The sequence below is a fragment of the Sphingomonas adhaesiva genome, from assembly GCF_036946305.1.
In the GTDB taxonomy this organism is placed as follows: Bacteria; Pseudomonadota; Alphaproteobacteria; order Sphingomonadales; family Sphingomonadaceae; genus Sphingomonas; species Sphingomonas adhaesiva_B.
Window position 1 is genome coordinate 95,255 of the sequence record NZ_JAQIJJ010000002.1, and the last position, 14,741, is coordinate 109,995.

Consider the following 14,741-nt stretch of genomic DNA (forward strand, 5'->3'; position numbering starts at 1 on the left):
TCCAGTGGGCGGATCAAAGCACGGACGCACTCGCACCGACAAGCGCAAAGAGCGCCTGAGCCTCTTGCCTCAACCTGCCCCCACCTGTTACATCAGGCATTGCCAACAGTGACAGCGGCCTAGATAAAAGCCGTTGTTTCTCAGTGCGTTAGGAGGGTCGCCGTAAAATCCTCTTCTGGGCACCATTTCCCTCGGGAGGCATTCCCGAGGGTCATCACGACAAGAACCGACGAAATACCCGACAGCATCCTCGCTGTCGATCGTCAGGCGCGCCCGGCCACCGCCCCCCGGCGGTGACGCCACAGCAGCCATGCGCCGCCGCTCAGCAGCAGCGCATCGACGATCGTGCCGGTTGATGTCCACGGGACGCGTGTCAGGTGGATCATCGCGAGCACCACGCCCGCACCGCCCGATGTCGCGCGCAGCCCGGCGGCGAGGCGCGATGCGGGCGGGCGGGCGGCGCCTGCGCCCACGAGCAGAAGCACCGTCGTCACCAGCCACACCGCCACCGCCGTCCTGCCCGCCCCGGCGACGGCGGTCGCCGCGGCGAGCAGGAGCGCCAGCGGCTGGCCCCAGGCCACCGCGGCCCACAGCCGCTCCCAGCGCGGGTCCGCACGGCCCTTGTCGCGCCGCCGCGCCAGCCAGATCGTCACGCCGCTGGACGTCACGACGCACAGCGCCAGCCCCAGCAGGCCGTAGAGCACGCGCACCGCGACCCCGCCGTACCAGCCGAAATGGAGCTGCCCGATGCCGCCCAGGATGCGCGTGCCCACGACCAGGTCGCGCGGATGCTGGTCCTTCACCACCGCGCCGCGCGCATCGAACACGGTTGTGTCCTGCGGCACCAGCAGGCGGTCGCGCACCGACACGATCGTCACCCGCGCATCGGAGCGCCCGGCACGCTCGACGATGATCTGGTGCGGGGTCGCCCCCGGTGCCCGACGCTGCGCCTCCGCCAGCAGCGTGGCGAGCGGCGGCAGCGGCGCCGCGGCACGATCGACGGCGGGCGGCGCGTCGATGAACAGCCCGTACACGCGCGTGGTGTCCCCGCGGTAGAGCAGCATCGCGAGCACCCCGACGATCAGTGTGCTGAGCCCCAGCAGTGCCCCGGTCAGCGCGATGACCACATGGAAGGGCAGCGCCCAGATACCCAGGCGATTGTGCAGGTCCGCCTCCTGCAGGCGACGCGCGCCGCCCAGCCGCAGGTGAAAGGCGTCCTTGAACATGCGTGGGTGCGCGAGGAGGCCCGACACCAGCGACGACAGCAGCGCCACGCCGGCCAGCCCGACGATGAACGCGCCCCAGCGGCGCGGCAGGTGCAGGGCGATGTGGAGGTCGAGGAGGAAGTCGGCGAACGGCGTCGCCTTCGCCGCCAGCGCGCCATCGGACGCGATGCCCCATTCGCGCTCGAACGCCGGGCTGTAGGCGACCAGCGTCGCCCCCGGCTCCGCGCCGGACGGCAGCCCGATGTAAAGCCCCGCATCGGGCGGGGCGAGACGGCGCGCCGTCGCGACCGCGCGATCCAGTGCGGGTGCGGCGATCACGGCGGCGCGCGGCTGCCCGGGCTGCTCCCAGCGTTCCAGATCGTGGACGAACACCGCCAGCGTTCCCGTCAGGCAGACGAGATAGATCACCGCGGCGAACGCCAGCCCCAAAATGCCATGCCCGCTGAGCACCGCGCGCACCGTCGCGGGCGACAACGGCCATCCCCTGGTGCGCGCGGCGGTCATGCCACGCCTCGCACATAGGCGAGCGCGAACCCGGCGACCGTGGTGCCGGCCAGCACCGCCAATGCGCGCAGCAGCCGCTGGTCGGCCAGCGTCCAGGTCATCGCCAGCGCCCAGCCCAGCGGCATCAGCAGCCCGGCGACGATGATGCGGGTCCGCGCATCGCCCGGTGCCCAGGCGGCGTAGCAGAAGGCGACCCCCATCGCCGCGGTCATGCCGAGCGGCCCGGCAAGCAGGAACTTCAGTCCGCCGCGCCACAGACGCGACGGCCCCTCCAGCGGCTCGGGCGCGAGGCTGTCGCGCGCGGCGCGGCCGGCGCGGCGGACGCGACCGTGCGCCACCACCAGCAGCGCGCCCGCCGCAGCGCCCGCGATCGCGGCGGCGGTGCCCCTGACCGCGCCGTCCGCCAGCGCGGCAGCAATCAGCGCCGCCAACAGGATGCTCCACCCCCGCCGCGACCCGTCCCGGCCGGCGGGTGCGCCGATCGGCCCAGGCCCGGCGCAGCAGCGTCGCCCCGCCGGCCCCGCCCGCCAGCCCGAGCACGGCCGCCAGCATCACAGGTGCAGCTCGGCCCCGAGGCCGAACGTCTGCGGATCGCCCAGGATCGCGCGGTTGCCCGCGGCGAAGTCATATTGCTTGTACCGCTCGTCCAGCAGGTTGCGTGCGAAGGCGAACAGCGTCCAGCGATCGGCGTCATAGCCGAGCCGCGCATTGACCAGGGTGCGCCCCGGCAGCCGCCCCTGCCCCTGCGTCACTCCCGTCTCGGTAAACACCGCGCTGCGGTAGTTGACGTTCACATTGCCGACGATCCGCGCGACGCGCGCGTTCACCCCGCCCGCCAGCGTCCAGCGCGGCGCATAGGGGAATTGCGATCCCGCCAGATCGACGCTGACGGTGCCGCCGCTGGGCAGGACGAAGGAGTCGAACTTCGTGCGCACATGCCCTACCGAGGCATAGGCCTCCACGCCCGGCACGATGCGCCCCTGCGCCTCCACCTCGACGCCATAGAGGTGCGACCGGCCGGCGTTGACGGTGTTATAGTCGTAGATATTGTTGCCGAAGAGGACGTTGGTCTGCTGATCGGTCCAGTCGACGTAGAAGACGTTGGCGTTGAGCGTCAGCCGCCCGCCCCACCAGCGCGAGCGCAGCGATCCTTCGTAGTTCCAGCTATATTCCGGGTCATAGGCGACGAGGATGCCGCGCGCCGGATTCTGGCTCGACCCGCCCGAGCGATAGGCGCGCTGGACGGTGAACGCAGTGGTGAGATCGGGCGTCCATTCCATGCTGATCCCCGCCTTGGGCAGGAAGGCGTCGAACGAGCGCGCGTTGCTCGCCGCCGCGGACGAGGCGTCGTCGACCAGCCCCAGCACGCCGCGGTTGATCGCGGTCACCGCGAGGAACAGCGGCGTTCCCGCGGCGCCGAAAGCGGCGGGGTTCGGCAGCGTGCCGTTGAACGTGGCGATGCTTTCCGCGGCATAGCGGTTCGCCTCGTGATCGTAGCGCGCGCCCGCGATCAGCGAGAGCCGGTCGGTCAGGCGGAAGCGCGCATCCGCGAACCATGCGGCATTGCGCACCAGCTGCGGCTGATCCCCGGTGTACAGGACGGGGATGACGGGCAGCGCGGCGGCATAGGCACTGGCGATCTGCGTCGCCGCCGCCGCCGGGAAGCCGCCGCTGCGCAACAGCGCGGTGATCGTGGCGACCGGCGTCGGGATGTTGAGGCGGTTGTTGGCGTCCAGCCCGCCGGAGCGGCGATATGCCCAGGCACCGACCACCCCGCTCAACCGCCCGCCCTCGTAATTGACGCGCAATTCCTGCGTCCAGGTGCGGAAGCGATTGAGATTGTCGATGACCTGCGCATTCTCCGGACCGCCGTCGCCGTCCTGCACCGCGTGCGAGGTCACGCGATTGTACGACGTCACGCTCGACAGCCGCAGCCCGGGTGCGATGTCGTAGCTGGCGTTGAGCACCGCGATGTCCGCGGCGATGTCGCCGCGGCTGGGCGCGTTCCCGGTCGCGACGCGCGTGCGATAGAAATCGGGCGTGTCGGTGCGGGCATATTCGTACAGGTAACCGCCGTCGCGGCGCACGCGGTTGTAGCTCCCCCGCACCTCCAGCCCGGGCAGCGCGGTCGGCGTCCATGTCAGCTTGCCGCGCAGGTTGAGCGTGCGCAGCGCATCGTCATATCCGCCGCGGGTCACGTTGCGGATGACACCGCGATCGTTGCGGCGCTCACCCGACAGCCGGAAGCCGAGCTGGTCGGCGACGATCGGGCCGCCGATCGCGGCGGAGAAGGTGCGATCGTTGCGGTCGGTCCACAGCACGCGCGCATCCGCGCCATAGTCGGTAGTGGAGGCGTCGCGCGTGGTGAGCACGACCGCCCCCGCCAGCGCGTTCAACCCCTGGATCGTCGATTGCGGTCCGCGCAGGATCTCCACCTGCGCGATATCCCACAGATCGGTCGGGCCGCCGAACAGCGCCACGCTGGGGATCGGTGCGCCATCGACATAGACCGTCGCGGTATCGGCGTTGCCGCCGGCGCCGATGCCGGTGTTGGTGATGCCGCGGATCGTGAAGCCCGCCGCGCCATAGGTTTCGGCGACATTGGCGGTGCGGTTGTACACGTCCTGGATCGTCTGGATATTCTCCTGCTCGATCCGTGCCGGGGTGGTCACCGCGATGCTGGTGGCGGTTTCCTGCAACGTGCGGTTGGCCTTTTCGCCGGTGACGACGATGTCGTCGCCGGACGATCCGTCATCCGGTGCCGATTGCGCGCGGGCGGCGGTGGCGGCCAGCATCGCGCATCCGCCAAGCAGCATCAGAATGGTTCTCATTAGCAATCCCCCTTTCGATGCGCCATGCCGCCACGGCATTTGCGAGTCAATCGCATTTAACCGTTGCCGGGGGGCGCCGGATCGGCGGGTGCGAACGGCATTTCCCGCAAGCGCGCGTTGGGCTAGGGTGGCTGCCATGCCGAGTGCCACCATCCCCGCCGCGACGCCCGACGGCGTGATCGCGCCGGCGCGCTCGGCGTTCCTGAGCGGCGGCGGCGCCTGCGCCGACCTGATCGCCGCCACCGACTGGACATCGACCTCGGCGGGACCGCCGGCGCACTGGCCGTCCTGCCTGAAGGCCACGGTAGCGATCATGCTGCGCGCGCGCGTGCCGATGGCGATGCTCTGGGGTCGCGACGGCATCCTGCTGTACAACGATGCCTATGCGGCCCTCGCGGGCGCACACCCCCCCGCGCCGTTCGGCACCGCGATCCGCGATGCCGGGCCGGGCGCGGCCGGGTTCGACGAGCAGGTCGTGCAGGCGGTGCTCGCGGGGAGGACGCTGCGCTGCCACGATCGCCAGCTGACGCGCCAGCGCGACGGCCGCGCCGAGCAGGTGTGGATGGACCTCGACTATTCGCCCGTACTCGACGAGGACGGTGTCCCCGCCGGCGTGCTGTGCATCCTCGCCGACACCACCGGGCGTGTTGCGGCCGAGCACCGCGCCGGCTTTCTGCTGTCGCTGTCGGACGAATTTCGGCTGCTGCGGACCCCGGCCGAGATCATGGCGCTGGCCGCGGAGCGCGTCGGCGAGCGGATGGGCGCCAGTCGCGTCTTCTATGCCGAGATCACCACACGCGGCTGGATGACGGTGGAGCGCGATTATGCGCGCGGCGTCGCCTCGATCATCGGCGTCCATTCGCTGGAGAGCTTCGGTCCGGACCTGCTCGCCGCCTATCGCGCCGGCGCCCCCGTCGTGGTGCGCGACGTCGGCGGCGACGAGCGACTGAGCGAGGGCGCGCGCTGCGGCCTTCAGGCCCGCGAGGTGGGCGCGTTCGTCGACGTCGTCCTCTTCCAGGAAGAGGAATGGGTCGGGCTGCTCGCGGTCCAGAATGCGACGCCGCGCGACTGGACCCCGGCGGAGGAAAGCCTGATCCAGGAGGTGGGCGAACGCGTCAAGGCGGCGGTCGAGCGCGCGCGTGCCGAGGTCGCGCTGCACGAGATGAAGGACACGCTGGAGCGGCTGGTGGCGGACCGCACCGCGGAGCTGCGCCGCTACCACGCCATCGTCGACGCCACCGCGGCACCGATCTGCGCCTTCGATACCGCGCACCGGCTGATCGCGTTCAACCGCGCGCACAATGATGAATTTCGCCGCGTCAACGGCTTCGACACCCGAATCGGCGACGTCTTCCCGGATCAGTTCATCCCGGAACAGGCGATCACGATGCGCGCCAACATGGATCGCGCGCTGGCGGGCGAGACCTTCACCGTGGTGGCGGCGTTCGGGCGACCGGAATATGGCCAGCCCGCGTGGGAGATCAGCTACACCCCGCTGCGCGATGCCGCCGGCGAGGTGATCGGGGCCTTCCACCAGGCCACCGACATCTCCGCGCGGTTGACCGCCGAAGCCGAGCTGGAGATCGCGCAGGACGCGTTGCGCCAGAGCCAGAAGATGGAGGCGATGGGCAGCCTGACCGGCGGCGTGGCGCACGATTTCAACAACCTGCTGACGCCCATCATCGGCTCGCTCGACCTGCTGATGCGCAAGGGCGTGGGGGACGTGCGGGAACGCCGGCTGATCGACGGCGCGCTGCAATCGGCCGAACGGGCGAAGACGCTGGTCCAGCGCCTGCTCGCCTTCGCACGCCGCCAGCCGCTGCAACCGACCGCCGTCGACCTGGGCCTGCTGGTCGCCAGCATGACCGATCTGGTCGAATCCACGCTGGGGCCGACGATCGCGCTGCACCTCGACCTGGCGCCGGGGCTGCCGCTGGCGCGCGCCGACGCCAACCAGCTGGAAATGGCGCTGCTCAATCTGGCGGTGAACGCGCGCGACGCGATGACCGATGGCGGCGAGCTGACCATCGCGGTCGCGCACCGCTGCTGCGGCGAGGGCGATGCGGCGGGGCTGGCCGCGGGTCATTATGTCGGGCTGACCGTGCGCGACACCGGGCATGGCATGGACGACGCCACCCGGTTGCGCGCGATCGAGCCGTTCTTCTCCACCAAGGGGGTCGGCAAGGGCACCGGGCTGGGCCTGTCGATGGTCCACGGACTGGCGGCGCAGCTGGGCGGCGGGCTGGCGATCGACAGCGCGCCGGGATGCGGCACCGCGATCACGTTATGGCTGCCAATCAGCACGCTGCCCGCCCCACATCCGGACACGGTCGCGGACGCGATACCGCTCGCCCCCCTGGCGCGCGGCACCGTCCTGCTGGTCGAGGACGAGGAACTGGTGCGGATGAGCACCGCCGACATGCTGATCGATCTCGGCTATGCCGTCGCCGAGGCGTGTTCGGGGCAGGAGGCGATCGAGCTGGTCCGCGCCGGGCTGCGCCCCGACCTGCTGGTGACCGACCATCTGATGCCCGGGATCACCGGCGCGCAGCTGGCCCGCACGCTGCGCGACGATCTGCCCGGGCTGCCCACGCTGATCGTGTCCGGCTATGCCGAGGCGGACGGGATCGCGCCCGACCTGCCGCGACTGACCAAGCCGTTCCGCAACACGGAGCTGGCGGCCAGCCTGTCCGCGCTCGTCGCATCGTCCACCGCGCGCGCCTGATCGCCCGCCGTTGAACGATCCGCGCCGGCGATCATTCAACCGGCGTATCGGCACCGGCGCGGAGCGACCACGATGAAGACCAGCGGCAACACCATCCTGATGACGGGCGGCGGAAGCGGGATCGGCGAGGCGCTGGCCCACCGCTTCCACGATCGCGGCGACACCGTCATCATCGCGGGGCGTCGACAGGACGCGCTCGATCGCGCCGCCGCGGGACGCGACCGCATCCACACGATGACGCTCGACGTCGAGGATCCCGCCGCGGTGAACGCTTTCGCGCAGCGGGTGGTGGCTGATTTCCCGTCGTTCAACGTGCTGTTCAACAACGCCGGCGTCATGATGTTCGAGGATTTGACCGCGTCGCGCGACCTGTCGGACGCGGAGGCGACCGTCGCGATCAACATCCTCGGCCCGATTCGTCTGACCAACGCGCTGATCGACCATCTGGTGCGCCAGCCCGATGCCGCGATCGTCACCGTCACCTCCGGGCTCGCCTTCGTGCCGCTGGTCGCTGCGCCGACCTATTCGGCCAGCAAGGCGGCGATCCATTCCTATAGCGTGTCGCTGCGCACCCAATTGGCGGGCAAGGTCGAGGTGATCGAGCTGGCGCCGCCGGGCGTCCAAACCGACCTGACCCCCGGGCAGGCGAACCGCCCCGGCTATATGCCGCTCGACGCCTTCGCCGATGCGGTCGCGGCACAATTCGCACAGGTGCCGACCCCGCGCGAGATCCTGGTCGACGAGGTGCAGTTCCTGCGCCAGGCCGAACGCGAGGGCCGCTTCGACGCGACACTGACGACGTTGACCGAGCGCGCCGCGCAGCAGCGCGCCGCCGGCGGCAGCTGACGCTGGCGTTGCCAGTCGCGCGGTGATCCGCGAAGGACGGGACCGTGCTGTTCCGTCCGCTCACCGGCCTGCGCCTGCTGCTGCCCGCGATCGTCCCGTCGTGGCGCTTCTTCGACGCGGTCGGCGACAGCCCGCGGATCGATTACGCGCTGCTCGCCGCGCCCGATGGCGATACGATGGACTGGATCGAGGTTCGATCCCGCCCCGCCACGGCGTCGCCCGGCGCGATGCTGCGGCGGCTGGTCTGGAACGCGGAGTGGAACGAGGCGCTGTTCCTCACCAGCCTCGCCGAGCGGCTGCTGACCAGCGACGATCCCCGCACCGTCGCGCATAGCGAGCGCGAACTGCTGCTACGCGTCGCGCGGCGATGCACCGCGGATCCGTCCGCATGGCTGCGCCTCCGCATCCGGCTGGTCCGGCGCGACGACGAGCGCGTCGTCCATGTCTCGGACGCCTGTCGTCTTGCGGACCTGATGGTCCGATGACGCTCGAGGGGGCGATCGGGCTGACCGCCGCAATGATGGCGCTGGCGTTCGTCCAGCAGAGCGCCGAGCATCTGCGCCCCGCCGCGCGCCGCGCCGAGCGGTGGCTGTTCGTGCCGCGGCTGGTGCTGTCGCTGCTGCTGTTCGCCGCGGTCGCGATCGGCCATGCGCCGCCGCCGGTGCTGCTGCTGGCGCTGGTGGCGAACCATGTGCTGATCCTGCCCTTCTTCAACGGCCCCTATAACGGCGGCGCGGACAGGATGAGCCTGCTGATCCTGCTGTGCGTCACCGCCACGACGCTGCTGCCGGAGGTGCGCTGGCGCGAGGCGGCACTGGGCTATCTCGCGATCCAGTTGCTGCTCAGCTACGCGATCGCGGGGTGGGTGAAGATCGCCAACCCGGCGTGGCGAGGGGGCGAGACGCTGCGCGACGTCTTCCTGTTCTCCGCCTATCCCGCGGGCGAGAACGTCCGCCGCCTCGCCGACCGCCCGCGGCTGCTGTTCGCGGCGGGATGGGCGGTGATGCTGTTCGAACTGGCCTTTCCGTTCGCGATGCTGTCGCGCCCGGCACTGGTCGCGGCGCTGGTCGTGGCGGCGCTGTTCCATCTCGCCAACGCCTGCCTGTTCGGGCTCAACCGCTTCTTCTGGATCTGGCTGTGTGCCTATCCGTCGATCCTGTGGTTGCAGGATCGGGTGATCGGGTAACTGGCCAATCTACAGCCTCTCTCCTTTAGGGGAGGGGTTGGGGTGGGGCTGTCATGAGCCACGGGCGATGGTCTCTGTGAGACACCCCCCACCCCCATCCCCTCCCCTGAAGGGGAGGAGCTTTTTCTGGCTTCCCCGCGCGACTCTACCCCTCGCAGCGCTCCGGATGCTTGCGGCATTCGCGAATCCTTTTCTGCTCGGCCTCGTCGCGCTTGCGCATCTGGCGGACGTATTTCTCGTCGCGCTCCTTCTCGCTGGTGGTCATCATGTCGACGGTGCCGCCGACCGCCTTGCCCGCCAGCTTCACCGGCGCGGTGACGACGTTCGCCACCGTGCTGACGCACCCGCCCGTCGCCAGCATCAGGCCGGCCGCGGCCAGCACGCCCATGATACGCATGTCACTTCACTCCCCGCCCCGTGGCGGCCACCCCCATAGCAGGAAAGTCGGTAAAGAACCCGTCGATCCCCTGCGCCAGCGCCGAACGGATCTCCGCCACCACATCGCCATGCGCGCGCGGATCGGTGCCGCGGCGGAAGCGCTCGGGCAGGAAGTAATTCTCCGCGCGATAGGTCCAGGGATGCACCTTCAGCCCCGCGGCATGCGCGTCCGCGACCAGGGTGCTGGGCGCGGTGCCGTTCCACAGCATCGCCTTGTTCGGCCCGATGCCATAGGCATAGCGCGCCACCGCGCGCAGCCCCTCCGGCGTGGTCATCGCGGCATAACTGGGCTGCGCCCCATCCGCCGGCGCGCCGCTGCCGTCCATCAGCTGGATCAGCCGCACCTTCGTCATCCCCGCCAGCCGCTTGAGATTGTCCACCTCGAACGACTGGAGGAACACCGGCGCCTCGCGGCTGTCCCACCCCGCCTCGCGCAGCGCCTTCACCACCAGTGCGTCGGTCGGATGGCCGATCGCGGCGAAATAGGTCGGGTGCTTCGTCTCGGGATAGATGCCGACATGGTTCGCCTTGGCCAGCGCGATCACCTCGGCGAAGGTCGGGATCGTCTCCTGCCCGTCATAGGCGGTGTTGCCGGGGCGAAGCTGCGGCAGCCGCTCCTTGACGCGCAGCGTCTTCAGCTCGGCGAGCGTGAAATCCTCGGTGAACCAGCCGGTCAGCGTCTGGCCGTCGACCGTCTTCGTCGTGCGCCGCGACGCGAATTCCGGGTGCTGCGCGACATCGGTCGTCTCCGAAATCTCATTCTCGTGCCGTGCCACCAGCACGTCGTCCTTCGTCGGCACCAGATCGGGTTCGATCACGTCCGCGCCCTGCTTGATCGCGAGCGTATAGCTGGCGATGCTGTGTTCCGGTCGCTCGCCGCTGGCGCCGCGATGCGCAATGATAAGGGGAGAGGACGTTGCCGACATCGCCACCTTCTGCCCGGTCGCGCAGGCCGACGCCAGCACGCCCGCGGCCATGGCGATGAGAATGGTTCGCACGGACCTCAACCCGCGCGACGGAGTTTCACCCGGGATACCGAAAGGCTGGTCCATGCACTTCACCATCAACGGAAAATCCTATGAGGCGGAGGTCGACATCCGCACCTCGCTGCTCGACCTGGCCCGCGAGCATCTCGGGCTGACCGGCAGCAAGAAGGGCTGCGACCACGGCCAGTGCGGGGCGTGCACCATGCTGGTGAACGGCCGCCGCATCAACGCGTGCCTCACGCTCGCCGTGATGCATCAGGATGACGAGATCGTGACGATCGAGGGGCTGGGCAGCGTCGGCGACCTGCATCCGATGCAGGACGCGTTCGTCCGCCACGACGGATATCAGTGCGGCTATTGCACGCCGGGGCAGATCTGCTCCGCGGTCGGCATGCTGGACGAGGTCGCGAAGGGCTGGCCCAGCCATGCCAGTGCGGACCTGACCCGTGTCGCGCTCGACGATGCGGAGATCAGCGAGCGGATGAGCGGCAACATCTGCCGCTGCGCCGCCTATCCCAATATCGTCGATGCGATCCGCGAGGTCGCCAGCACCAAGGTGGACGCATGAAGACCTTCGACTATGCCCGCGCCGCGAGCGTGGAAGAGGCGGTGCGCGCCGGCGGGCGGTTCATCGCGGGGGGCACCAACCTGCTCGACCTGATGAAGTTGCAGGTGGAAACGCCCGAGAAGCTGGTCGACATCAGCCGCCTCGACCTGAACCGGATCGAGGAGCGCGAGGACGGCGGGCTGACGATCGGCGCCTTGGTGCCCAACAGCGACCTCGCCGCCGATCCGCGCGTCATCGCGAAATACGAGGTGCTGAGCCGCGCGCTGCTCGCCGGTGCCTCGGGCCAGCTGCGCAACAAGGCGACGACCGGGGGCAATTTGCTCCAGCGCACGCGCTGCTATTATTTCTACGACACCGCCGCGGGCTGCAACAAGCGCGAGCCGGGCAGCGGGTGCGAGGCGATCGGCGGGTTCAACCGCATCCACGCGATCCTGGGGACCAGCGACCAGTGTATCGCCACCCACCCCGGCGACATGCCGGTGGCGATGCGCGCGCTCGACGCGGTGATCGTGACGCAGGCGACCGATGGCGACAAGCGGCGTATCCCCATCGCCGACTTCTACCGCCTGCCCGGCGACACGCCGCAGGTGGAGAATGTGCTGACGGCCGGCGAGCTTATCACCCATGTCGAGCTGCCCGCGCCGCCCGCGGGCCGGCAGGTCTATCGCAAGGTGCGCGACCGCGCCTCCTATGCCTTCGCGTTGGTGTCGATCGCGGGCGTGGTCGAGGTGAAGGACGGCCGCATCGCGTCCGCCGCGCTCGCCTTCGGTGGGCTGGCGCACATGCCGTGGCGCGATGCCGCGGTGGAAGCGGCGCTGGTCGGGCAGGAGCCGTCCGACGCGGCGTTCAACGCCGCTGCGGACGCGCTGGTGAAGGACGCGCGCGGGTTCGGGTCGAACGACTTCAAGATCCCGTTGGTGCGCCGCACGCTGATCGCCACGCTGCGGGAGCTGACGCAATGAACCTGATTTCCAAGATCCTGGGCCGCGACGACACGCGCAGCCTGACGATGGATCAGCCGCATCCCGACAGCCTGCTCGACACCGGCGCGCAGGGCGTGATCGGCCGGCCGCTCGATCGCGTCGAGGGGCCGCTGAAGGTATCCGGCCGCGCCACCTATGCCGCGGAATATCCGGCGGAGAAGCTCGCCTATGGCGTGCTGGTGCGCGCTACCTTCGGCTCGGGCACGATCACCGACGTCGTCACCGACGCGGCGCGGTCGGTGGCGGGCGTGATCGACATCGTCACCGATTACCCGACCTTCATCCGCAATCCGCAGCAGGGCGGCGAGACCAAGGCGCCGACGCAAGGGGTCGAGAAGGTCGATTACTTCGGCGAGATCGTCGCGATCGTCGTCGCCGAAACCTTCGAGGCCGCGCGCGAGGCGGCGCAGCTGGTGACGGTGACCCACGAACCCATCAAGGGTGCGTTCGTGTTCGAGGCACATCGTACTGAGGCGGAAACGCCGCCGCCCGACCAGATCCCGCCGCGCACCGAGCAGGGCGATGTCGACGCCGCGATGGCACAGGCCGCGTTCACGCTCGACGCCACCTATACCACGCCGAGCCAGAATTCCGCTGCGATGGAGCCGCACGCCTCGATCGCGGAGTGGAAGGAGGACGGCACCTTGCTGCTCCACGGCGCGTACCAGATGGTGGCGTCCGACCAGATGCAGCTCGCCAAGGCACTGGGCGTGGGCGAGGACAAGGTGCGGATCATCTCGCGCTATGTCGGCGGCGGGTTCGGCTCCAAGCTGGGCATCGCGCCGGAGAGCGTCGCCGCCGCGATCGCCGCGAAGAAGCTGGGCCGCCCGGTCAAGGTCGCGATGGCGCGCCAGCAGGTGTTCGACGCGACCGTCCGCCGCTCCAATACCGAACAGCGCATCCGGCTGGGCGCGGACGCCGACGGCCGGCTGACCGCGATCGCGCATGAGACATTGGTCAGCAACCTGCCGGGTGAGGATTTCTTCGAACCCGCCGGCATGGGGACACATTTCGCCTATGCGGGCGAGAACCGGCTGGTCGATCACAAGATCGTGCGGCTCAACTGGCTGCTGGCGGGATCGATGCGCGCGCCGGGCGAGGCGGTGGGGATGCTGGCGCTCGAATCCGCGATGGACGAACTCGCCGAGACGATCGGTATCGACCCGATCGAGCTGCGCCGCCGCAACGAGCCGTCGCAGGATCCCGAGAAGCAAGTCCCCTTCTCCTCGCGCTCGCTGGTCGCGTGCATGGACAAGGGTGCGGAGCTTTTCGGCTGGTCGGATCGCAAGACCCGGCCCGCGAGCGACCGCCGCGGCGAATGGTGGCACGGCATCGGCATGGCCGCGGCGGTGCGGTCGAACATGCTCCAGAAGTCGTCGGCCTCGGTCGAGCTGACCACCGACGGGCGCGCAATCGTGTCGACCGACATGACCGATATCGGCACCGGCACCTACACCATCCTGGCGCAGATCGCGGCGGAGACGCTGGGGCTGCCGCTCGACCGCGTCATCGTCCATCTGGGCGATGGCGCCGCGCCCCCGGCGGCGGGATCGGGCGGATCGTGGGGGGCGGGATCGTCCGGCTCCTCGGTCTATCTCGCGTGCGAGGGGATCCGCGAAAAGCTGGCCAAGGCGATGGAGGTTGCACCTGAGGAACTGACGCTGAAGGACGGTCGGGCCATCGCGCAGAACCGCGCGGTGGACGTCACCGAACTGGTCGGCGAGGGCATCACCGTCACCGGCGAGATCGCACCGGGCAAGCAGGAGAAACTGTTCAACCAGGCCAGCTATGGCGCGCATTTCGCCGAGGTGAAGGTCAACGCCGTCACCGGCGAGATCCGTGTCGAGCGGATGCTGGGCGTGTTCGCCGCCGGGCGCATCCTGAACGCCAAAACCGCGCGATCGCAATGCCTGGGCGGCATGACCTTCGGCATCGGCGCCGCTTTGTCGGAGGAGCTGGTCCACGATCCGCGCAACGGCAAGGTCGTCAACCGCGATCTCGCCGAATATCACGTCCCCGTAAACGCCGACGTGCCGCAGCTCGACGTCCATTTCGTGGAAGAGCGCGACATCCACGCCAATCCGATCCATGCCAAGGGGATCGGCGAACTGGGTATCTCCGGCGCGGGCGCGGCGATCGCCAATGCGATCTACAACGCCACCGGCGTGCGCGTGCGCGACTTCCCGATCACCTGCGACAAGCTGCTGGAAGGATTGCCGGACTGAGCGGGCGCGGCTTATGATATCGCTCAGGATCCCCCCTCCGTTCGTGCTGAGGAGGCACTGAGCCTGCCGAAGTGCCGTCTCGAAGCACATGCGTTGCGCGTCCTCTTCGAGACGAGGCTTCGACAGGCTCAGCCTCTCCTCAGGGTGAACGGGGTTGGGTGAACGAACGGAGGGGCAGATGACCGAACAGGCGATCGACACCGCGGAGCGCCCCGGCGCGCTC

12 protein-coding genes are annotated in these 14,741 nt (G+C 69.6%); 7 read left to right on the forward strand and 5 right to left on the reverse strand.

All coding sequences use genetic code 11. The features are described 5' to 3' along the window. Nucleotides 1-263 precede the first annotated feature (263 nt). The 3 genes from PGN14_RS00580 to PGN14_RS00590 form a co-directional block, all read right to left on the reverse strand. Nucleotides 264-1,730, reverse strand: coding sequence for a PepSY-associated TM helix domain-containing protein (locus tag PGN14_RS00580; protein ID WP_335297463.1), 1,467 nt, complete (start codon nucleotides 1,728-1,730; stop codon nucleotides 264-266). Further along, complete coding sequence (locus PGN14_RS00585) at nucleotides 1,727-2,161, reverse strand: hypothetical protein (RefSeq protein ID WP_335297464.1); 435 nt, start codon at nucleotides 2,159-2,161, stop codon at nucleotides 1,727-1,729. The genes PGN14_RS00580 and PGN14_RS00585 overlap by 4 nt, the downstream gene beginning before the upstream one ends. 120 nt (nucleotides 2,162-2,281) lie before the next feature. Then, nucleotides 2,282-4,561, reverse strand: coding sequence for a TonB-dependent receptor (locus tag PGN14_RS00590; RefSeq protein WP_335297465.1), 2,280 nt, complete (start codon nucleotides 4,559-4,561; stop codon nucleotides 2,282-2,284). 136 nt (nucleotides 4,562-4,697) lie between these two features. Here PGN14_RS00590 and PGN14_RS00595 point away from each other — a divergent pair, with 136 nt between their 5' ends. The 4 genes from PGN14_RS00595 (at nucleotide 4,698) to PGN14_RS00610 (ending at nucleotide 9,318) form a co-directional block, all read left to right on the forward strand. Continuing rightward, nucleotides 4,698-7,286: a GAF domain-containing hybrid sensor histidine kinase/response regulator gene (locus PGN14_RS00595; protein WP_335297466.1), complete on the forward strand. Its 2,589-nt coding sequence runs from the start codon at nucleotides 4,698-4,700 to the stop codon at nucleotides 7,284-7,286. Nucleotides 7,287-7,358: 72 nt separating this feature from the next. Then, a complete protein-coding gene (locus tag PGN14_RS00600; protein WP_335297467.1) occupies nucleotides 7,359-8,132 on the forward strand; it encodes an SDR family oxidoreductase in 774 nt (257 codons plus the stop codon). Nucleotides 8,133-8,176: 44 nt separating this feature from the next. Beyond that, a complete protein-coding gene (locus PGN14_RS00605; protein ID WP_335297468.1) occupies nucleotides 8,177-8,617 on the forward strand; it encodes a hypothetical protein in 441 nt (146 codons plus the stop codon). After that, a complete protein-coding gene (locus tag PGN14_RS00610) occupies nucleotides 8,614-9,318 on the forward strand; it encodes an HTTM domain-containing protein (RefSeq protein ID WP_335297469.1) in 705 nt (234 codons plus the stop codon). The genes PGN14_RS00605 and PGN14_RS00610 overlap by 4 nt, the downstream gene beginning before the upstream one ends. Nucleotides 9,319-9,463: 145 nt before the next feature. On the opposite strand, the gene PGN14_RS00615 is transcribed toward PGN14_RS00610, so the two are convergent. After that, nucleotides 9,464-9,715: a hypothetical protein gene (locus PGN14_RS00615; RefSeq protein ID WP_335297471.1), complete on the reverse strand. Its 252-nt coding sequence runs from the start codon at nucleotides 9,713-9,715 to the stop codon at nucleotides 9,464-9,466. Nucleotide 9,716: 1 nt separating this feature from the next. Further along, entirely contained in the window at nucleotides 9,717-10,682 is a 966-nt protein-coding gene (locus PGN14_RS00620; RefSeq protein ID WP_335298012.1) for a glycerophosphodiester phosphodiesterase, read from the reverse strand. 124 nt (nucleotides 10,683-10,806) lie between these two features. Here PGN14_RS00620 and PGN14_RS00625 point away from each other — a divergent pair, with 124 nt between their 5' ends. Genes PGN14_RS00625 through PGN14_RS00635 form a run of 3 tightly spaced genes read left to right on the forward strand, consistent with a single transcriptional unit; the run spans nucleotide 10,807 to nucleotide 14,518 of the window. Continuing rightward, nucleotides 10,807-11,310 (forward strand): 2Fe-2S iron-sulfur cluster-binding protein, encoded by a 504-nt coding sequence (locus tag PGN14_RS00625; RefSeq protein ID WP_335297472.1) that lies wholly within the window; start codon nucleotides 10,807-10,809, stop codon nucleotides 11,308-11,310. Then, nucleotides 11,307-12,272 carry an FAD binding domain-containing protein gene (locus PGN14_RS00630; protein WP_335297473.1) on the forward strand — a complete coding sequence of 322 codons (966 nt, stop codon included), beginning with the start codon at nucleotides 11,307-11,309 and terminating at the stop codon, nucleotides 12,270-12,272. Before PGN14_RS00625 ends, PGN14_RS00630 begins: the two co-directional genes overlap by 4 nt. Then, nucleotides 12,269-14,518, forward strand: a complete 2,250-nt coding sequence (locus tag PGN14_RS00635) for a xanthine dehydrogenase family protein molybdopterin-binding subunit (protein ID WP_335297474.1) — start codon at nucleotides 12,269-12,271, stop codon at nucleotides 14,516-14,518. The genes PGN14_RS00630 and PGN14_RS00635 overlap by 4 nt, the downstream gene beginning before the upstream one ends. Nucleotides 14,519-14,741 lie beyond the last annotated feature (223 nt).